Annotated in this window: 20 protein-coding genes; 12 read left to right on the top strand and 8 right to left on the bottom strand. The window is 33.6% G+C overall.

All coding sequences use genetic code 11. The features are described 5' to 3' along the window. Positions 1-21 precede the first annotated feature (21 nt). The 8 genes from FEZ18_RS00425 to FEZ18_RS00460 all read left to right on the top strand — a co-directional run bounded on the left by FEZ18_RS00425 (position 22) and on the right by FEZ18_RS00460 (position 11,537). Complete coding sequence (locus FEZ18_RS00425; protein ID WP_153266481.1) at positions 22-1,623, top strand: RagB/SusD family nutrient uptake outer membrane protein; 1,602 nt, start codon at positions 22-24, stop codon at positions 1,621-1,623. Positions 1,624-1,644: 21 nt separating this feature from the next. After that, the gene (locus tag FEZ18_RS00430; RefSeq protein ID WP_153266482.1) at positions 1,645-2,769 is read left to right on the top strand and encodes a SusE domain-containing protein; all 1,125 of its coding nucleotides are present in this window, start codon (positions 1,645-1,647) and stop codon (positions 2,767-2,769) included. A gap of 13 nt (positions 2,770-2,782) precedes the next feature. Beyond that, positions 2,783-4,459, top strand: coding sequence for a SusE domain-containing protein (locus tag FEZ18_RS00435; protein WP_153266483.1), 1,677 nt, complete (start codon positions 2,783-2,785; stop codon positions 4,457-4,459). 63 nt (positions 4,460-4,522) lie between these two features. Further along, positions 4,523-7,288 carry an alpha-amylase family glycosyl hydrolase gene (locus tag FEZ18_RS00440; protein WP_153266484.1) on the top strand — a complete coding sequence of 922 codons (2,766 nt, stop codon included), beginning with the start codon at positions 4,523-4,525 and terminating at the stop codon, positions 7,286-7,288. Between the two features lie 432 nt (positions 7,289-7,720). Then, entirely contained in the window at positions 7,721-8,620 is a 900-nt protein-coding gene (locus tag FEZ18_RS00445) for a MerR family transcriptional regulator (RefSeq protein ID WP_153266485.1), read from the top strand. A 53-nt stretch (positions 8,621-8,673) separates the two neighbouring features. Next, positions 8,674-10,137 (top strand): phytoene desaturase family protein, encoded by a 1,464-nt coding sequence (locus FEZ18_RS00450; protein WP_153266486.1) that lies wholly within the window; start codon positions 8,674-8,676, stop codon positions 10,135-10,137. A gap of 89 nt (positions 10,138-10,226) precedes the next feature. Further along, complete coding sequence (locus tag FEZ18_RS00455; protein ID WP_153266487.1) at positions 10,227-11,069, top strand: phytoene/squalene synthase family protein; 843 nt, start codon at positions 10,227-10,229, stop codon at positions 11,067-11,069. Positions 11,070-11,087: 18 nt separating this feature from the next. Beyond that, on the top strand, positions 11,088-11,537 hold the full coding sequence (locus FEZ18_RS00460) for a sterol desaturase family protein (protein WP_153266488.1): 450 nt from the start codon (positions 11,088-11,090) through the stop codon (positions 11,535-11,537). A 183-nt stretch (positions 11,538-11,720) separates the two neighbouring features. Here FEZ18_RS00460 and FEZ18_RS00465 read toward each other — a convergent pair whose 3' ends face one another. The 6 genes from FEZ18_RS00465 to ruvX all read right to left on the bottom strand — a co-directional run bounded on the left by FEZ18_RS00465 (position 11,721) and on the right by ruvX (position 14,908). Next, positions 11,721-11,909: a hypothetical protein gene (locus tag FEZ18_RS00465; protein WP_153266489.1), complete on the bottom strand. Its 189-nt coding sequence runs from the start codon at positions 11,907-11,909 to the stop codon at positions 11,721-11,723. A gap of 161 nt (positions 11,910-12,070) precedes the next feature. After that, positions 12,071-12,376, bottom strand: coding sequence for a hypothetical protein (locus FEZ18_RS00470; protein ID WP_153266490.1), 306 nt, complete (start codon positions 12,374-12,376; stop codon positions 12,071-12,073). Positions 12,377-12,541: 165 nt separating this feature from the next. Next, on the bottom strand, positions 12,542-13,099 hold the full coding sequence (locus tag FEZ18_RS00475) for a TlpA family protein disulfide reductase (protein WP_153266491.1): 558 nt from the start codon (positions 13,097-13,099) through the stop codon (positions 12,542-12,544). 221 nt (positions 13,100-13,320) lie between these two features. After that, a complete protein-coding gene (locus FEZ18_RS00480) occupies positions 13,321-13,755 on the bottom strand; it encodes a DUF5606 domain-containing protein (RefSeq protein WP_153266492.1) in 435 nt (144 codons plus the stop codon). Positions 13,756-13,816: 61 nt separating this feature from the next. Beyond that, complete coding sequence (gene def, locus FEZ18_RS00485; RefSeq protein ID WP_153266493.1) at positions 13,817-14,407, bottom strand: peptide deformylase; 591 nt, start codon at positions 14,405-14,407, stop codon at positions 13,817-13,819. Positions 14,408-14,497: 90 nt separating this feature from the next. Then, a complete protein-coding gene (ruvX, locus tag FEZ18_RS00490) occupies positions 14,498-14,908 on the bottom strand; it encodes a Holliday junction resolvase RuvX (RefSeq protein WP_153266494.1) in 411 nt (136 codons plus the stop codon). Positions 14,909-15,144: 236 nt separating this feature from the next. On the opposite strand from ruvX, the gene FEZ18_RS00495 reads away from it, so the two are divergent. Next, on the top strand, positions 15,145-15,960 hold the full coding sequence (locus FEZ18_RS00495; protein ID WP_153266495.1) for a 2,3,4,5-tetrahydropyridine-2,6-dicarboxylate N-succinyltransferase: 816 nt from the start codon (positions 15,145-15,147) through the stop codon (positions 15,958-15,960). A gap of 96 nt (positions 15,961-16,056) precedes the next feature. Further along, a complete protein-coding gene (locus FEZ18_RS00500; RefSeq protein WP_153266496.1) occupies positions 16,057-17,103 on the top strand; it encodes a glycosyltransferase family 9 protein in 1,047 nt (348 codons plus the stop codon). On the opposite strand, the gene FEZ18_RS00505 is transcribed toward FEZ18_RS00500, so the two are convergent. Beyond that, positions 17,100-18,143: a beta-1,6-galactofuranosyltransferase gene (locus FEZ18_RS00505; protein ID WP_153266497.1), complete on the bottom strand. Its 1,044-nt coding sequence runs from the start codon at positions 18,141-18,143 to the stop codon at positions 17,100-17,102. The two genes, FEZ18_RS00500 and FEZ18_RS00505, sit on opposite strands and share 4 nt — an antisense overlap. Before the next feature lie 62 nt (positions 18,144-18,205). On the opposite strand from FEZ18_RS00505, the gene glf reads away from it, so the two are divergent. Together glf and FEZ18_RS00515 are read left to right on the top strand one after the other, a co-directional pair. Beyond that, complete coding sequence (glf, locus tag FEZ18_RS00510; RefSeq protein ID WP_153266498.1) at positions 18,206-19,309, top strand: UDP-galactopyranose mutase; 1,104 nt, start codon at positions 18,206-18,208, stop codon at positions 19,307-19,309. Positions 19,310-19,321: 12 nt separating this feature from the next. After that, positions 19,322-20,092, top strand: coding sequence for a glycosyltransferase family 2 protein (locus FEZ18_RS00515; protein ID WP_153266499.1), 771 nt, complete (start codon positions 19,322-19,324; stop codon positions 20,090-20,092). Here FEZ18_RS00515 and FEZ18_RS00520 read toward each other — a convergent pair. Next, a complete protein-coding gene (locus tag FEZ18_RS00520; protein WP_153266500.1) occupies positions 20,073-20,831 on the bottom strand; it encodes a lipopolysaccharide kinase InaA family protein in 759 nt (252 codons plus the stop codon). The two genes, FEZ18_RS00515 and FEZ18_RS00520, sit on opposite strands and share 20 nt — an antisense overlap. Positions 20,832-20,849: the final 18 nt, after the last annotated feature.

The following is a 20,849-nucleotide window of genomic DNA, read 5'->3' on the forward strand; positions in this document are numbered from 1 at the left end:
AAAAAAATAAAACTTATACAGATGAAAACAAGATTTAAAATACACAAAACAATTGGGTTTATTTGCCTTTTTATCGTTGCATTTACTTCGTGTACCGATGACTTGAATATTACACCTAACGACGATCAAACTATTTTAAGCGAAGAGCTTTTTAAAGACGAGGCCGCTTATAAACAAGTTTTAGCTGGTATTTATGCTAATTTAGCATTAACAGGAACCGATGGACCAGAGAGTTCTAATCTAAAGAATATTGATGCAGGGACCAGTCAATTTGGACGTGTACTTTTATATGTTCAAACCTTATCTGCAGATCAAATGATTTGGTCTTACGAGAATGACCCAGGCACCAGAGAAATTCAAAGAAATTTATGGACGGCTCAAAACCCCTTATTACTCGGTATGTTTAGTAGAGCACATCTTTCTGTAGCCCTGGCAAATAACTTTTTAAGAGAAACTACAACGGCAAAATTAGATGAAAGAAATGTTTCTACCACCTTAAGAAGCGAAATACCTGCTTACCGTGCAGAAGCGCGATTAATGCGTGCCATGGCTTATTATTATTTGATGGATATTTTCGGTAAAGCCAATTTTGTTACTGAAAATGACGCCCTAAATTCGCAACCTCCAGTATATGATAGAGCCCAACTATTCGATTACATTGAAAGCGAATTATTAGCCATTGATGCCGATTTAGTAGACGCAAAACAAAACGAATACGGAAGAGCAGATAAAGCTGTTGCTTATATGATATTAGCAAAAATGTATTTAAATGCTCAGGTTTATATTGGCACAGATCGCAGTGCTGAATCTTTAATTAATTGTGAAAAAATAATCGCAGGTGGTTACACCTTAGCTACAAATTACCTCCATAATTTCATGGCAGATAACCATATCAATTCTGCTGCAAACGAAATTATATTTCCAATTATTTCAGACGGTGCAACCACCCAAAACTACGGCCCTACTACGGTAATGATTAACGGTTCTGTTGGAAGTATTGAAGCCAATGGAACTGAAGTTGGTGTTTCTGAAGGCGGTTGGGGCGGCGCATTGCGAGTAAGAAAACAGTTGGCAGACTTGTTTGATGCCTCGTTTATTAACGATACCAGAAATACCATAATTTCGCAAGGACGATCTGTTGATATTACCGATATATCCGATAAAGATTCTGGATACATTATTCAAAAGTACTCCAATGTCACTTCAACTGGTAGTGCTGGTGTCGATCAAACCTTTGTGGATACCGATTTCCCGTTATTTAGATTAGCAGATGTATATTTAATGTATGCCGAAGCCCATTTAAGAGGCGGTGGTGGCAACCTAGCAACTGCGGTTGGTTATGTAAATGCCTTAAGAACCAGAGCAAATAACCCAAATACGGTTACTGCAAACGATTTAACCTTAGATTTTATTCTAGACGAAAGAGCCAGAGAATTGCATTGGGAAGCCCATAGAAGGCAAGATTTAATTCGCTTCAACAAATTTACTGGTGGTAACTACAATTGGGCTTGGAAAGGAAACGGAAGCAACGGTATTTCGTTACCAACACATTTTAAAGTGTACCCTATTCCAACAGCAAGTATGGCTGCAAACCCTAATCTTACTCAAAACGTAGGATATTAAAATTATAAACAAATTAAGACGATGAAAAAAATTAAAATTATTTCAGCAGTTAGCATCATTGGTTTAGTTTTACTATCCCTGGCTTCTTGTGAAGATACTACCGATACCTTTCAAATATCGACCCCTACAGCACCAATATTGGCAGATTTAAACTTTAGTAGTATAGAGTTGGATGCTGTAAATACTTCTAACCCCGCATTAACTTTAAATTGGGTAGAGTCGGATTACGGACAACAAACAGCCGTAAACTATGCCATACAGTTTGCTAGCGACGAAGGGTTTACAAACCCGGTAACCGCAGCATCAATTACAGGACAAAGCGCATTAACTCTATCGGTAAGCGAGATAAATGCAGCCGCAGGGAATGCTGGTTTAGATCCTTTTGTATGGTCTACTATATACACTAGAATTGTGGCTTCATTAGGGTCGCAAAACAGCGAGTCCATAAACTCAAACACCCTTCAATTTGAAGTCTATCCGTACTTCAACTATGTATTTGAAGATTATTATTTAGTTGGTGGTGGTACAGCTGCAGGATGGGATAATAATGCTAACAATCCGCCATTATTTAGAGACGAATCTAACCCAAATCTTTATTACTACACAGGGTACTTTGCCAAACCTGGTGGTTTTGATGAAGGGCGTTTCAAAGTCATCGAATCACGAGGTCTATGGCAACCACAATGGGGCGTTACAGACGATGAGGGTAGCGATACACCACAAACAGCTGGAGATATTGCTGGGAACCCAGAAACACAAGCTAGCGACCCAGGACGTTTTGGCGTACCACAAACAGGTTTCTTTTCGTTTACCATAGATTTCTCAACAAAAAAATACACCCTAATTCCTTTTGATGCCTCTGGAATTACAAGTCCGGTAACCCTATCAATTGAAGGCTCTAGTGTAGCAACAACAGCCCTAACTCCCTTAGCTTTCGACGGGCATATTTGGTATGCATCTGCATTGCGATTAACACCAGGTGAGGTTACCTTTTTAGCAGACTCCAACACTTGGGGAAGCACCACTGCTTTTTCTGGAGTAGCTACTATTAATGGTGGATCTATTCCTGTAATTGTAGAAGATGACTACGATGTTTGGTTTAACGACCTGACAGGACACTACATCCTTATTCCGTTGAATTTATAATCCAAAAACAGACATGAATTTATATATAAAAAAAATCAGCTTTCTTTTACTGTCATTTGCCTTTATTTTCACTGCTTGTGAAACCGAAGAAAGCTTAACGATAACAAATCCAGAAGCCGAGTTTGTTTTAAATACACCAGGTATTAATACCGTGTTTTTAAATTTTGCTTTACCAAACAATCCTGCGTTTACCATTTCTTGGAATGATGATCTAACAGATGGTGGCACGTACAATGTAGAAATGTCTACAGACGAAGCTTTTACTACGCCCGTAACATTAGGCACAACAACTAGTAATAATTTTTCAATGAACGTTACAGATTTTAATAACGCCATTGTAAACACTGGTGTAAGTAGCTTTAATGATATTGCTATTTATATGAGAGCATCTAATGGTGATCAAATTTCAAATCATATTTTACTGCTAGTTACCACCTATCCAGTAAATGCTCCAATAATAAATAATGTAAACAATGGAGACGCTTTTGTATTATCTTTAGCAAATAATAATGTTACTGCTATAACTGTAGCATGGGATGACCCTATTTTAAACTCTTCATTAAATCAAGACGTATATTATGTTTTAGAAGGCGCAACAGCAGGAAGCGATTTTGCACTGCCTTTAGAAGCTGGCAATGTAAGTAACACCAATACAATAGATTTAACAAATTCGCAACTAAATGCTATAGCGACACAAAGTGGAATCCCAGTAGATACTACTGGAGATTTAGATTTAAGAGTAAAAGCAACAATTACTGATGCCGCTTCGGGATCTGTTTTAGAAAGAATTTCTTCAACAGTAACCATATCTGTAACCACGTATTTAACGGTTTTAGATTTATCTACAAACTGGGGTATTATTGGCTCTGCGGCTAACAATTGGGGTGCTACACCAGACTTACCATTCTATCAAACCGAAACTCCAGGTATTTTAAATGCCTATGTTAATTTAATTGATGGAGAAATTAAGTTTAGAGAAAACATGGATTGGGTAAATAATTATGGAGATACTGGAGCCGATGGTACACTAGACGCTGGTGGTGACAATATAGTGGTTACTGCAGGTTCTTATAAAATCACCATGGATTTAAATAACCTAACCTATACCATAGAAAGTTTTGCTTTAGGTATTGTTGGTGGAGCCTATAATAACTGGGGAGCAACCCCAGACTTTATGTTAGAATACGACCCTTATTCTGATGTTTTTAGAGGTATTGTGACCTTAATTGATGGTGAAATGAAGTTTAGAATGAATAATGATTGGGGTACCAGTTGGGGTGATGATGGTGCTGATGGCACTTTAGAGCCCGACGGAGCCAATATTGTAGTTAACGCTGGCATCTATATTGCTACTGTTAATATAAACGACTTAACTTACACATTAGAACCCATCGACTATGTATGGGGAATTGTTGGCGGGGCTTATAACAATTGGGGTGCTACTGCAGATGCTCAATTTACAAGAGATTGGTCTCGTCCTTTTAACGATATATGGATTCTTAACGATGTAACCTTAATTGATGGTGAATATAAATTTAGAGCCAACAATGAATGGGTCGTAGATTATGGTGATGATGGTGGTGATGGTATTTTAGATGCAGGCGGTGCAAATTTAGTTACTACCGCTGGAACCTATTCGTTTGAATTGGATTTCTCTGATCCTGCAAACCCTACATACATTAAAAATTAAAATTATTTTAAACTTAAAAGAGGCTGATATATATCAGCCTTTTTTTCTTAAACCAATTAAAATATGAAAAAAATACTATACTCATTTTTTTTATTTTTAACGGTTTTGCTCCAAGCTCAAGTTGTTACAACATCGCCCGTAATTCCAACAGCAACCAATGCTATTACCATTACTTTTGATGCCACAGGTACAGGGTTAGACGGTTACACTGGAGATGTTTATGCCCACACGGGCTTACTTACCACAGCCTCTACAGGTAATAACGACTGGAAACATGTTATTGGGTCTTGGGGAAACAATGCAACACAGCCACAATTAACACGAACAGGAACTAATACCTATGAGCTATTTATAACCCCAGATATACCAACTTTTTATCAATCGGGTGCAGATGTTATCACAGACATTGCTGTTGTTTTTAGAAATGCTGATGGAACCGCTCAAACAAGTCCCAATATCTATTTACCCATTTATGCTGCGGGTTTAAATGTTGCAATTACAAATCCTTCAAACGAATCGGTTTTTAATTTGAATGATAATATTACCATAAGTGCAGAATCTAGCATAAATGCAGCCTTAGAATTAAAAGTAAATACCCTATCAGAACAAACGGCTACAAACACAACTACAATATCCAAATCTTACACGTTTACTTCAGCAGGAAACCACACTATCGAAGCTATCGCCACCAAAAATGCTCAAACAAAAACAAATCAAATATCAGTTTATGTAAAAACAATGACTCAAAATCAAACCTTACCTACAGGATTAAAAAACGGTTTTAACGATAATGGTGACGGCTCCGTTACATTTGTACTAAAAGCCCCTTTAAAAACAGATGTGTTTTTAATAGGAGGCTTTAATAACTGGGCACTCAACCCAAACTATCAAATGAAAAAAGATGGAGATACATTTTGGTTAACCCTTAATGGCTTGGATCCAAATACAGAATACGCCTATCAATATTTTATAGATTATAGCATAAAGGTTGCAGACCCTTACTCAAAAAAGATATTGGATCCTGATGACGATCAATACATCTCTAGTACGACCTATCCAAATTTAATGGCTTACCCAATTGGAGATGCTACAGGAAATGTATCTGCTTTTAAAATTAATGAAGCCGAATATGTTTGGCAAAACACAAACTTTACAAGACCTAATAAAGAAAATCTTATAATATACGAAATGCTTTTAAGAGATTTTACCGAAAGTAGCTCATATCAAGATGCCATAACGCATCTAGATTATTTACAGACCCTTGGTATAAATGCCATAGAATTAATGCCTATTAATGAATTTGAAGGTAATATTAGCTGGGGTTACAACCCATCTTTTTATATGGCATTAGATAAGGCTTACGGCACAGCAAACGATTTAAAACAATTTGTAGATGCTTGCCACCAACGTGGTATAGCAGTTATTGTAGATGTTGTTTTTAATCATTCTTTTTCAGAATCGCCCTTATTACAAATGTATTGGGATAGCACAAATACACTTCCTGCTACAAATAATCCTTATTATAATCGCAATCATAATTTAGTAGATAATACAGCTTCACATTGGGGCTACGATTTTAATCACGAATCTCCCCATACCGTAAACTTTTTTAATGATGTATTGAGCTTTTGGATGGACGAATATAAAATTGATGGATTTCGTTTTGATTTCACTAAAGGCTTTTCAAATACTATATATCCAGGTGAAAATAATTGGGCAAGCACCTACGATACCGCAAGAATCACCAATTTAAAAGCCTATGCAGATCATGTTTGGAGTCATGAACCGGGAAACGAAGCGTATGTGATTTTTGAGCATTTGTCAGACAATTCAGAAGAAACAGAACTAGCAAATTACGGTATTTTACTTTGGGGTAATCTAAACCATAGTTTCAATCAAAATACTATGGGCTATGCATCAGGTGCTGATATTTCATGGCTATCTCATCAAAATAGAGGCTGGAACAATCCGCATATTGTAGGTTATATGGAGAGTCATGATGAAGAACGCTTAATGGTAAAAAATTTGGCCTACGGAAATCGTAGTGGTAGCTATAATATTAAAGATTTAAATACAGCTTTAGATAGACAAGAAGCGGCTACAGTTATATTTTACGGTATTCCTGGTCTGAAAATGATTTGGCAATTTGGAGAATTAGGATACGATAAAAGTATTAATTGTGCTGCCAATATTACTGATGGTAGTTGTAGAACAGACGAAAAACCAGTCGCTTGGACTTTAGGTTACCATACCGATTCAAACAGAAAGGATTTGTACGATGTTACTAAAAAAATGATTCAGTTAAAAAAACAATTTCCATCAACTTTTAACACTAATTATGCTGATTTAGATGTTGGTGGCTTGGTAAAACGTATTAATTTAAACGATAATAAAGGAAGTTTAAACGTTGTTATTGTGGCCAATTTTGATGTGACTACACAAACTGTAAATCCAAATTTTCCTGCGACGGGTAATTGGGACGACATATTTAGCGGTACAACGCTTAATGTTGTAAATCGAACAGGATTAATAAGTTTACAACCAGGAGAATACAGATTGTACTCCCAAAATAAAAGTTTAAGTTCAGAAGACATAAAAGAGCAAGATGTTATTAAACTTTATCCAAACCCCACTTCAACAGGATTTAAAATAAATAAAACAGTTGGAGATGTTTATTTATATGATATAACAGGAAAGTTAATTTCAAACTTTAAAGGTGATTTTGAAAAAAACCATGCATTTAATACGTCTAATTTATCTAAAGGACTATACCTTGTGAAATTTCAATCTTATACTGGTGTAATTGTAAAACAATTAATTATTGATTAACATTAGAAAACATAGTTTTTTTAATCATTAATTGTATATCCGTTTTTTGCCATAAAATTAAAAAAATGTGCGATTATTTGCGACCCGTGCGACAGCGAACTGGCAAAGCAAATCTGCAGGAAATAAATAGCAGCTCAATAGTGAATTATCCCACTGAATTTGCTGAATATAAATAAATATTTATTTTTTATAAGGAAATAAAAGTGTCCAAATATCGTAACAAATTATGGGATTATGAATCTGTCTGGACAAGTACTATCATTAACTTAATTTTCAAATAAAAACGCTATTTAGTCTAAAATTATACCAATTTAATTTTGAAATGTCGTATTGTTAATTTGGTATAACAAAGCAGTTTAATGTATATCTCATAATAATTGCTGAATAATACAAAAAAAACACCTACTTTTGTTTAATGATTAAGAATTAAGCATGAACAATATTAAAGTAGATTTTAGCATTAAGGATTTAGAAAACCTTACCGGTATAAAAGCACACACCATAAGAATTTGGGAAAAACGGTATAATTTACTTAGCCCTGATAGATCTGAGACTAATATTAGAAACTATAACTTAGATAACTTTCAAAAGTTATTAAACATTTCTTATCTTAATAAAAGCGGACTCAAAATTTCTAAAATAGCAGGTTTAAGTGACCAAGAAATTGAACATAAGGTGCAAGAAATAGCATCTAAGACCGAAACTGAAGATCACGCCATAAATAATTTTAAAATGGCCATGATTAATTTTGATCAAACACTTTTCTACAACACCTACAACACCCTTTTAGAAACCAAAACCTTTAGCCAGATATTTTACACTGTCTTTATTCCGTTACTAAAAGAAACTGGTTTGCTTTGGCAAACCAACACCATAACACCAGCCCACGAACATTTTTTGTGTGTACATATCAAACAAAAAATTCTCGTAAATCTCGAAAAATTACAACAACAAGAACCGCGACCAAAAACTAAAACCTTTGTCCTGTTTTTGCCAGATCACGAAATACACGATCTGGGCCTATTATTTATAAATTACAAATTGAGAAGCAAAGGCTATCATACTATTTTTCTTGGAGAAAGCCTCCCCATGGAAAATTTAAAAGATTTGCTTGAGTTTTTCGATGAAATTACATTCGTGTCATATTTCACGGTGTATCCAGAAGCAGAAAATATCAGGCCTTATTTAGAAGCGTTTAATAAAAAACTCTTAATAAGAGAAAACATAGACTTCTTAGTTTTAGGGGCTAAATTAAATGAGATAGACAACACCGACCTACCTAAAAAAATAAAGACTTTTAATTCTATAGAAAGCCTTGTTAAATATTTGTAGTCCTACAAATATTCATTATATTTGTTTAAGATATTTTAATTTTAATTAAACAAATGAAGCAAATTGTTAATATAATTGGATCAGGATTTTCGTCGCTAGCAGCTTCCTGTTACCTCGCTCAACAAGGTTATGAGGTCACAATTTTCGAGAAAAATGAAACTATTGGAGGTCGTGCAAGGCAAATTAAAAGAGACGGATTCACAATAGATATTGGTCCAACATGGTATTGGATGCCAGATATTTTCGAGAGCTTTTTTGCTGATTTTAATAAAAAACCGTCTGATTATTACATCTTAGATAAACTTAACCCAGCATACAGTGTTTACTTTGGAAAAGACGATTACATCACTATTGAAGATACCTTAGAAAAAATCATAATAGCATTTGAAAAGGAAGAACCAGGTAGCTCTGAAAAACTAAAACTGTTTATTGAAGATGCCAAAAACAATTATAAAATAGCCATGAACGACTTGGTTTATAAACCTGGCGTTTCTCCACTAGAACTTGTTACACCCAAAACCATTAAAAAAATAAATAAATTTTTTAGCACCATTAAAAAAGATGTTAGAAAAGAGTTTAAAAATCATAAATTAATTACCATATTAGAGTTTCCAGTGCTGTTTTTAGGAGCCAAGCCAAGCGATACCCCCGCCTTTTATAATTTTATGAATTATGCCGATTTTGGTATGGGCACCTTTCACCCGAAAAAAGGCATGTACGAAGTTGTTTTAGCTATAGAGAACTTAGCCAAAGAACTTGGGGTGAAAATTAAAACTGAGCATCCCATAGACCAAATTATAGTAGAAAATGGTGTAGCCAAGGGCATTGTTTCTAAAGGTGAAACCTATAACTCTGATGTGGTTTTAAGTGGCGCCGATTACCACCATACCGAAACACTTCTAGACCAGCCTTACAGACAATACTCAGAAAAATATTGGAGTAAAAAAGTATTTGCCCCATCGTCTTTGCTGTTTTATGTTGGCTTTGATAAGAAGCTGAAAAATGTAAATCATCATACCCTATTTTTCGACGTTGATTTTGAGACCCATGCCAAAGCTATTTACGACACCCCTCAATGGCCTGAAAACCCATTGTTTTACGCCAGTTTTCCAAGTATTACAGATTCCAGTTGTGCTCCAGATGGTAAAGAAGCTGGTATATTTTTAATCCCCTTAGCGCCTGGTATTGAGGATACTGAAGCGCTTAGAACTGAATATTTTGATAAAATAATGACGCGTTTCGAGCATGTTACCTCACAAGACGTAAAAAATAATGTTATATTTAAAGAAAGTTTTTGTTTAAAAGATTTTATAGCAGACTACAACTCGTATAAAGGTAACGCATATGGCATGTCTAACACCTTATTACAAACGGCATTTTTAAGGCCAAAATTAAAAAGTAGTAAAGTTAAAAATTTGTTTTTTACTGGTCAACTCACAGTGCCTGGTCCAGGTGTGCCGCCATCTTTAATATCGGGTAAATTAGTTGCAAATTTAGTAGTTAAACATGTGGGCTAATAAAAACATCTAGTTAATTGTGTGGTTAAAATTCATACTAATCAAACTGGCAAAATCGTTAAATAACTATGTATTTAAACATTAAATAAATGAAGCTTCTTTTTGATACCGTTTCTTATAAATCTAGCAAGCTAGTGACTAAAACGTACAGCACGTCTTTTTCATTGGCTACAAAAATGTTAGCACCCGATATTAGGGCTCATATTTATAATATTTACGGTTTTGTGCGTTTTGCAGACGAAATTGTAGATTCTTTTCATGAGTACGATAAAGACTTGCTTTTAAATAAATTTAAAGAAGATCTGGATTTTGCAATTGAAAATAAAATTAGTTTAAATCCCATACTTAACGCCTTCCAACATACTTATCACAAATATAATATTAACAGAGACTTTGTTAATGCTTTTATGACTAGTATGCAGTTAGATTTACATAAAAAAGAATACCTTACAAAAGAGGAGTTTAATGCTTACATTTATGGTTCGGCAGACGTGGTTGGTCTTATGTGTTTGCAAGTGTTTGTAAAAGGTAATACGGATCAATTTAATACCTTAAAAGAAAGTGCTATGGCCTTAGGCTCGGCTTTTCAAAAGGTTAATTTCTTAAGAGATTTAAAAGCCGATTTCGAAGGTTTAGATCGCACTTACTTTCCTAATACCGATTTAAAGAATCTTAATGAAGTTTCTAAACAAAACATAATAGACGATATAGAATTAGACTTTAAAAAAGGACTAGAAGGTATAAAAAGACTCCCTATTGAAGCTAAATTTGGCGTGTTTATGGCTTACAGGTACTACTGTCAATTATTAAAAAAATTAAAGAAAACTCCTGCTTTACAAATAAAAAACACTCGAATTAGAGTTTCTAATTCAAAGAAAATTGAACTTTTAATGCGAAGCTACATAAAATATCAACTTAATTTAATCCAGTAAAACTAAATACAAACTATTATGCAAACTTTATATTGGATACTCATTTTTTTAGGAACCTTTTGCGGTATGGAATTTATGGCATGGTTTACACACAAATATATTATGCATGGTTTTTTATGGAGCTTACACAAAGACCACCACATTAAAGATCACGACAGTTGGTTTGAGCGTAATGATTTTTTCTTTATTTTTTATGCCATCGTTAGCATGACTTTTATAGTACTTTGGAGCGACTACAACCTTTGGATAGGACTACCTATTGGATTGGGTATTCTCGCCTACGGAATATCGTATTTTATAGTTCACGATATTTTTATTCACCAGCGCTTTAAACTGCTTAGAAACATAAATAACCGTTACGCCAAAGGCATTAGGCGTGCTCATAAAATGCACCACAAGCATATTGGTAAAGAAAAAGGAGAATGTTTTGGAATGTTATTCGTGCCCTTTAAATATTTTAAAAAATAGTATCCATTCTCTTCGAAACCTCTGGATTTCTCATTTATTTAATTTAGAATACCAATAACTATTAGATATAAGCCATACCTGTTTAGCAAATTAAAAACAATTTCTAAGTGCTTTTAAAACGTTACAAGCTTCATTATTTCAATACAGAAATAATCCAGAAAGTCGCCTGCATTTTTTTTAGAACTAATATATTTTTTTTTGGAAAATATAAAATAATGCAGAACCGACGATATACAACACAACATCAATAATATCGGCGGTATAGCGTGTGTTGTTCTGAGGTAACCACCACTCAAAATACAAAGCGTAATACAGTGTAAGTCCAATTACAGCTCCCATAGGAATAAACAAACTGTTGTTCTTATGTATCATGCGCACCACTACTAAGCACAAACTTAAAACAAGTGGCATACACAATACATTACTGAGGTAATTATGTATCCAACTAGGTAGTATTAAACCGACGATTTTGGCTAAATATATTCCTAAAGAAAGCGCGAAAATTCCAATAAATAAAGGATTTTTTAAAATACTCATGCTGCAATAGAGCTTATTAACCAAGCGATAAACATGCCAATAGCCATAATAACTACCCAAATGGTTTTTATGATTTTAACCACCACACGAACCAATAAAAACCTATGATTCCCATACTTCTCAAAGAACGACGGATTGTTTTTTTTCTCTAAGCGGCGCTGCTCTAATCGCGCTTCTTCCTCTTTTTTAAACTCTTGCTCACGCCGTTTTTTATATGATAATATCGTATTACATTTTGAGCAATAATCCCTATTCACATTATAAACGCCACAATTAGGACACTTTATATTCTGGTAACTCATAGAAGCAACAACGATTAATTGTAAAGATATTAATAATTAAAGTATTTTTTGAAATTAAACATGCCATATCCAGGAGGGAATCCCGTTTTAAGAAGCTTGTAGCGTTTAAAGCTCATCTTTATATTATTAGAGCAATAAAAAGCAATAGTTTTCTGCCTCGCAAGACTATTCTAATAATCCGTCGATAGTTTGTCTAACCGAATCACTGTTCCAATTTGCAGCGCCAGTTTTATCGATAACAACACGACCTTTTTTATCTATTAAATACGTTCGTGGTATACCTGTAACATTAAAAAAATCTGAGTTAGAAACTTGCCTGTACACATTAAAATCGTAATTATTCTTTTGTAGAAAAGAGTTGACTCGCTCTGGAGATTCATCGGATATTAAAACAAAAACTATCTTATCCTTGTAATCGTTATGCAATTTTTGAAGACTAGGCATTTCAGCAATACAAGGCGGACACCATGTGGCCCAAAAGTTAACCAACACCACTTTACCTTTAGTGTCTTCAAAATTTAGAATGCTACCATCTTTATCCATTAACTTCCAATCGTAAACCGTGACAGTATCCTGCTTACTTTTATCAATTACAGAAGGACTAAATAACGCTAAACCTTTTTGCAAAAACACTTGTATGGGTTTTCTTGTTTGTGGAATTAAAAAAAGTGCTATTAGGATAAGAAATATTATATTATTCCGTTGTTTTTTAGTGATTTTCATAACAAATAAACTGCATTTTTTAAGTTTAAACTTAGGTCTTCAAAACTAATAAAATAAAACGCCCAAATTACATTTATAAGTATAGGTTTTTAGGCATAGTTTATAATACGATTTAAAAACCATACCGGGAGTTCGCTTTTTCAGTAAACACCTGAGTTTTTAATTATAGCAAAAAAAAACCTCCAATAACGGAGGTTTCTTATATAACCATATAAACTTATTTATTTGGTATCTTCCTGTGCACTAGGAGCATCTTCTTTTTCAGTATCCAATAGTCCTAACATATCGTGCTCTTGTAAAATATTGTACCACTGCAGTACTTTTTTTATATCGCTAGCATACACCCTATCTTCATCGTAATTTGGCAGAACATTAAAGAAATATTCCTCTAATTTATCTTTGCTATCTTTAGGGTTTATGCTCGTTTTTTCTCCGCTTTCTTTTTCTTTAATTTTAGCTAAAACCTCCTTTAAAGGCATATCTTCCTCTAAAGTGTAAATAGCTATGTCGTTTAAAACACTAATATTTTGTTGGGCGGTTACCGTTATTCTTTTTTTATCTAGCAACGATTCTGCTATAAAAGCACCTCTAGCTTGGGTAATAAATTGATACAAACCTGGTTTTCCCGAAATGGCTAAAATTTTATCTAAACTCATAAATTCTTATTATTTTTTTGAAAGTCGCAAATATCAATCGTTTAATATTATACTGCAACATTTAACGTCTCTTTTTTTGGTCTGAAAAACGCATACGATAATCCACACTAATATTTCCTTTAGAAATATTATTTAGTTTTCCTTTTAATAAGCGCTTTTTAAAACTAGATAACTTATCGGTAAACAAAATACCTTCAATATGGTCGTACTCGTGCTGAATTACTCTTGCGATTATACCATCGAACACTTCCGTATGTTTTTCGAAGTTTTCATCTAAGTATTCTATAGTTATTTTGGGCTGTCTATAAACATCTTCTCTAACATCTGGAATACTTAAACAGCCTTCGTTAAAAGCCCATTCTTCACCGTCCTCTTGTATAATTTTCGCATTAATAAATACACGTTTAAATTCCTTTAACTCCTTTCTCTCTTCTTCAGAAAACTCTTCATATTCCGAAAAAGGCTCTGTATCTACTAAAAACAAACGAATTGCTAATCCTATTTGCGGTGCTGCCAAACCCACACCAGAGGCATTATACATGGTTTCGAACATGTTTTCTAAAAGCGTATCTAAATTAGGATAGTCTTTTGTAATATCGACACCTTTTTTTTTCAAAACAGGGTCACCATAGGCTACAACTGGTAAAATCATTATAATTAGATTATTTATTTTGGCAAAAATACAATACTAAATAACTAAAGAAAGTATTTTGAGCTTAAAAAAAGAAAAATCCTTAAAATATTATTTGGCGTATAAATAACTTTGTAAAATAAGTGTCGCGCTAATTTCGTCGATAAGGGCTTTGTTTTTTCGTTGTTGCTTTTTTAAACCACTATCAATCATGGTTTGAAATGCCATTTTTGAAGTAAAGCGCTCGTCTACCCTAGTAATGGGGATTGATGGAAACTGCTGCGCTAAAGTTTTTAAGAATGGTTGAATTAGTTTTTCACTCTCGGAAGCTGTATTATCCATTTGTTTGGGCTCTCCAACTAAAAAAAGCTCTACTTTTTCTTTAGAAGTATAGTCTTTCAAGAACGGAATTAGTTCTTTGGTGTTAACTGTAACAAGGCCAGAGGCAATAATCTGCAACTGGTCTGTTACAGCGATTCCCGTTCGTTTCATACCATAATCTATTGCTAAAATACGTGTCATAACTACCTTTTGTGCAAAAATAAGCTTTTAATACAAAAAACTACACTTTATTTGTTATTTAGAATTATGCACTTACACTGCCATGCTATAACATGTATTTATAAATTTCGGTATTAATACATTAAGAAACCTATAGTGCGTTTAATACGGTATAAGCAGGGTTGGTATAATTCTAGCCATTTCAGTATCCTTTTTAAAACTTAGACATTATATTTGCTCAAAATTTTGATACCAATATGAAAGCATTACAAAAAACCATAGAAAACGCTTGGGATGACAGAGCGCTTTTAAAAGATGATAAAACAACCTCGGCCATTAGAGAAGTTATAGACCTTTTAGATAAGGGTGAATTACGCGTTGCCGAACCTACGGCTAACGGATGGCAAGTTAACGAATGGGTAAAAAAGGCCGTAGTTTTATATTTTCCTATTCAAAACATGGAAACCTTAGAAGCTGGAATTTTTGAATACCACGATAAAATTCCTTTAAAAAGAGGCTATGCTGAAAAAGGAATACGGGTGGTACCAAATGCGGTCGCAAGACATGGCGCCTATATTTCTAATGGCACCATTTTAATGCCAAGTTATGTTAATATTGGTGCTTATGTTGATGAAGGCACGATGGTAGATACCTGGGCAACAGTGGGTAGCTGCGCGCAAATTGGTAAAAACGTTCATTTATCTGGCGGTGTAGGTATTGGTGGGGTTCTAGAACCTTTACAAGCCGCGCCAGTTATTATTGAAGATAATGCTTTTATTGGTAGTCGTTGTATTGTTGTTGAAGGTGTTCACGTCGAGACTGAAGCCGTATTAGGAGCCGGTGTTGTGTTAACTATGAGCACCAAAATTATTGATGTTACTGGTAGTGAACCTATAGAATATAAAGGGAAAGTGCCTGCTCGCAGTGTGGTGATTCCTGGTAGTTACGCAAAAGATTTTCCGTCGGGATCATACAACGTACCTTGTGCTTTAATAATTGGTAAGCGCAAAGAAAGTACCAATAAAAAAACATCTCTTAATGATGCCCTTCGCGAGCATAATGTTGCGGTTTAATTCTTTTTTACAAAAGTTTTTATGCTAACATTTTAAAAGTTAAAGGATTAAAATTGACGTTTGATATTCCATAATGAGAATTTTAAAATTTGAAGTATGAAAATTTTAGTAATACAACAAAAAATGATTGGCGATGTGCTTACAAGCAGTATTTTGTTTGAAGCACTTCGCCAAAAATATCCAGAAGCGCAACTAGATTATTTAATTAACTCGCACACCTTTCCTGTTGTAGAACACCATCCTTTTATCGATAATTTTATCTTTTTCACCAAAGAGGCTGAGTCTAGTAAACGCGAACTTTTTAAATTTGCTAAAGCCATAAGAAAACGTGAATACGATGTGGTTATTGATGTGTATTCTAAACTTTCTAGTAATTTAATTTCTTGGTTTTCTGGTGCTGAAATTAAAATCTCTTATTATAAATATTACACGTCGTTTTTGTATCATCATAACATAAAACGCCAAGAAAGCACCAAAGAAAATTCAAATTTAGCGCTTATACACAGAATGCAATTATTAGCGCCTTTAGGTATTGAAGCTAGCTCTATTAAACCAAAAATATATTTAACAGACACTGAAATTACAACTAGCAAACAGTTTTTAGAAAAACATAAAATAGACCTCGACCAACCCTTGTTTATGATAAGCGTTTTGGGAAGTGGCGAGAATAAAACCTATCCGTATTCGTACATGGCCAAAGTTATTGATGCGATTGTAGAAAAAACCGATGGACAAATTCTGTTTAATTATATCCCGAAACAAGAGGCTCAAGCACGGGCAATTTTAAACTTATGTGCTGCTAAAACGCAAAACCATATTAAATTTGACGTGTTTGGAAAAAGCTTAAGAGATTTTCTAGCGATAACACAGCATTGTAACGCTGTTATTGGCAACGAAGGTGGAGCTATAAATATGGCTAAAGCTCTTAATATAAAAACCTTTGCTATTTATTCGCCTTGGATTGATAAAGCCTCATGGAGTCTATTTAATGACAAAAATAACGTAGGCGTACATTTAAAAGACGATAAACCTGAGTTATACACGAAGCCTGAGAAAACCTATAAGAAAGAAGCTTTAGCCTTATATAAGCAGTTTAAACCTAAGTTGTTTTTGGACAAGCTTAAAGATTTTTTGGATAATTAATTCTTAAAAACAGCTAAAGAATTCTTCACAGCAGCTTCTACAAATTGACCTTTCATCACTTTTTCTTGAACTTCTAAAACATTGTTTTTCATGGCTTTATAGTCGTCTTCAGAAAGGTTTTCTAAAATACCATTCAAATCTTTTAGATTAGAAACTCCAAGACCCAAATTGTTTTCAACAATAAAAGTAGCAATGGCAGCTTTATCCCAAACAATAACAGGAAGTCCGCATAAAAGATACAATGAAGTTTTGTGTGGATTGTTATATTTTAAATAGGCTCCTAAATCACCACTACAGGCTTCGGTTGATACGCCATCCCATACCAAACCAAAATCGGCCTTAATTTTATGTGCAATTTGATCTGAGGGAAAAGCTCCTTCATAACTTATAACAGAGTCTTCTTCATTAACTTTTCGTTTACTTTTATCAAAGCCAATACCATAAAGTTTCAAATTGTATTTACTGTGCTCTAAAATATCGAAATCAAAAATATAGGCATTTTTTCCTTCACCAAAACCTCCAGCATAAGCGATATCGTACTTCTCTTTTTTAATTATACTTGTATTCTGTATTGGTTTTTCATCCGAAACGTAATCAAAAATCCCTAAAACCACAATAGGTGTTTTAGTGTTTTGCTCCAAAAACCAAGCTTTCATGGCCTCGTTGTGCACAATAATAACGTCTGAGCAAACAATTTTAGATAATTCTTTCTCAACATCTTTAACTCTTCCTTTTAAACACCTCACATCGTGTACAATTGTAATAATTTTACAGCCCTTTAATTTAGCAAAAAACAAAATAAGTTGTCTAAATTTATTGTTAGGATACTGGGTACATATTACAGACTTAAACGGTAATCTTAACAGAGCCAAACTAATACCAAAAAAATTCTTTATCGTACCAATAGCCGAATTTGGAATGGCAGACTGTTTAAACCCTAAGTTTTTAAATCCGAGATTATCTAAAGTAAATTCACAATCGGTTTTTGCCTTTCCTGCGGCATTAAACAACGATTTATAATTTCTAGAAATGTAATACATAGTAGTCAAAAAGTTTTTGTTAAGAAAATTAATATCCTAGTTTTGTTAAAAAACATAAAAGTATGCAAAAGTATGATTATTTAATTGTTGGAGCAGGACTATTTGGATGCGTGTTTGCATACGAAGCTACAAAAGCAGGAAAAAGGTGCCTTGTGATAGACAAAAGAGACCACCTAGGAGGGAATGTCTACTGCGAAAACATTGATGGCATTAACGTACATAAATACGGCGCACATATATTTCATACAAACGATAAACAGATTTGGGACTATGTAAACCAATTTGCTGAATTTAACAATTATATAAATTCTCCTGTTTCAATTTCTAAAGGTAAATTGTACAATTTACCTTTTAATATGAACACGTTTTATCAATTATGGGGCACAAAAACACCCGATGAAGCCAAACGAATTATTGAAAATCAGATAAAAGAATACGGTTGTGAGAATCCAAAAAACCTCGAAGAACAAGCCTTGTCACTTATAGGAAAAGATGTGTACGAAACCCTAATTAAGGAGTACACCGAAAAACAATGGGGCAAAAAGGCCACAGAACTTCCCGCTTTTATTATTAAACGCTTACCTGTGCGTTACACCTTTAATAATAACTATTTTAACGATAAATACCAAGGTATCCCTATAGGTGGTTATAACAAAATAATTAATGGGCTTTTAAAAGGTATTGAAACAAAAACTAATATCGATTTTTTTGAAAACAAAGAGGAATTAAGCCAATTAGCCTCAAAAACGGTGTACACAGGAAAAATTGATGAATTCTATAATTATAAATATGGGAATTTAGAATACCGTTCGTTAAGGTTTGAAAACACAAGATTAGAAAAAGAAAACGATCAAGGTAATGCGGTTGTAAATTATAACGATGCCACAATTCCATACACTAGAACTATTGAACATAAGCATTTTGAATTTGGAAAACAAAAACACACGGTAGTAACCAAAGAATTTCCAGAACAATGGTCTAAAGATAAAGAAGCCTACTACCCTATTAACAACCAAGAAAATCAGAAAAAATATCAGCAATACAAAGCTTTGTCCTTAAAAGAAAATAGCATTATTTTTGGTGGCAGGTTAGCAGAATATAAATATTACGACATGCACCAAATAATAGCTTCGGCATTACAAAAGGTAAATAAAGAACTTGGTTAAATTGATTATAAATTGAAAAACAAATCAAAAATATCGGCGCTCTTAATTACCTATAACGAAGTCAATCATATTGACGCTGTAATTGAAAATGTAAGCTTTGCTGACGAAATTATTGTCGTAGATTCTTTTAGTACAGATGGCACGCTTGAAAAACTAGAAAAATTTAAAAACGTGACCACCATAACACGCGCTTTTAAAAATTTTGCCGATCAAAGAAATTATGCATTATCCCAAGCCAAACACGATTGGATTTTATTTATTGATGCCGATGAACGTTTAACAAATAAATTAAAGTCAGAAATTATTACCACCATAAACTCTCCAACCCCTATTGCAGCATTTATGGTGAAACGGCTTTATTTTTTTAAGCAGAAAAGAATTCGTTTTAGCGGCTTTCAAACCGATACTACGTACCGATTGTTCAGAAAAAATAAGGTAAAATATATTGAAGATAAAATAGTACACGAAATGCCAGAAATAGATGGAGCAAGCCAAATTTTAAAACATAATATGATCCATTATTGTATAGACAGCGCGTCTCATTTTAAATCTAAAATGGAGCACTATGCCGAGCTCAAAGCCTTAGAGATTTTTCAAAAAGGCACGACACCAAATGTTTTTCATTTCTATTTTAAACCCCTTTATAAGTTTATTACAAACTATTTTTTTAGATTAGGTATTTTAGACGGAAAAGAAGGCTTCCAAATATGTTATCTCAATGCTTACGGTGTGTTTTATAGGTATAAAGAGCTTGAAAAATTAATTAACGCTTCCAAAATTTAAGCTTCTTTTTTAAGCGTCTTTTACGGTGGTATTTTTCTTGAAAAGCTTCGGTTTCTTGCCACATTAAGTCAAAAATAGCATCGTAATTTCCTCCAGAGCATTTGGCATATTCATCACTCATTATTTCAACCATAGATTTGTGAATGGTTAATTTTGAAAAGTTTTTAATTCGTGTTTCAAAATCTAAAGTTTTAAATGCCATACGGTTTAAATCCACCAAATAAAAGTCGTAACCTATTTCTGTTTTTTTAATCAAAGTATTCCCAGGAGAATGATCTAAAAAATGAACGCCTTTTTCATGTAAATCGAAGGTAAATCTTGTAAAAGCTCTAAGAATTTCGTCGTAATTAGAAATATTAAAATCTGTAGTTAACTCCCTGTAAGTATAATCGCAATCAATTTGTTCGCTTATATAATAACTTTTTTTAAATAGAAAAGGTGTTTTAAATTCGTAATAGGCAATGGGTTGCGGAGTCCCTATATTTAAACCTTTAAGTCTATTAGCATATTCAAAAGAGCGTTGCGCTTTACTTTTTCTAAAAAACCGATATGCGATTTGATTGATAAGATGTGGTACTTTAAAAGACTTAATGTTAATAGTCTTACCATCTAAATCAAATAATTTTAAAGCGTTGCGCTCTTGGTTCCCAAAATTTTCTCCAAGCGTATTGAAATTGATGATAAAATTATCGATTTCGTTTTCAAATGATTGATATGACTTTTGTACGACTTTATTCATACGGCAATATTACAATAT

Origin of the sequence: Oceanihabitans sp. IOP_32 (genome assembly GCF_009498295.1) — a bacterium.
Classification (GTDB): domain Bacteria; phylum Bacteroidota; class Bacteroidia; order Flavobacteriales; family Flavobacteriaceae; genus Wocania; species Wocania indica.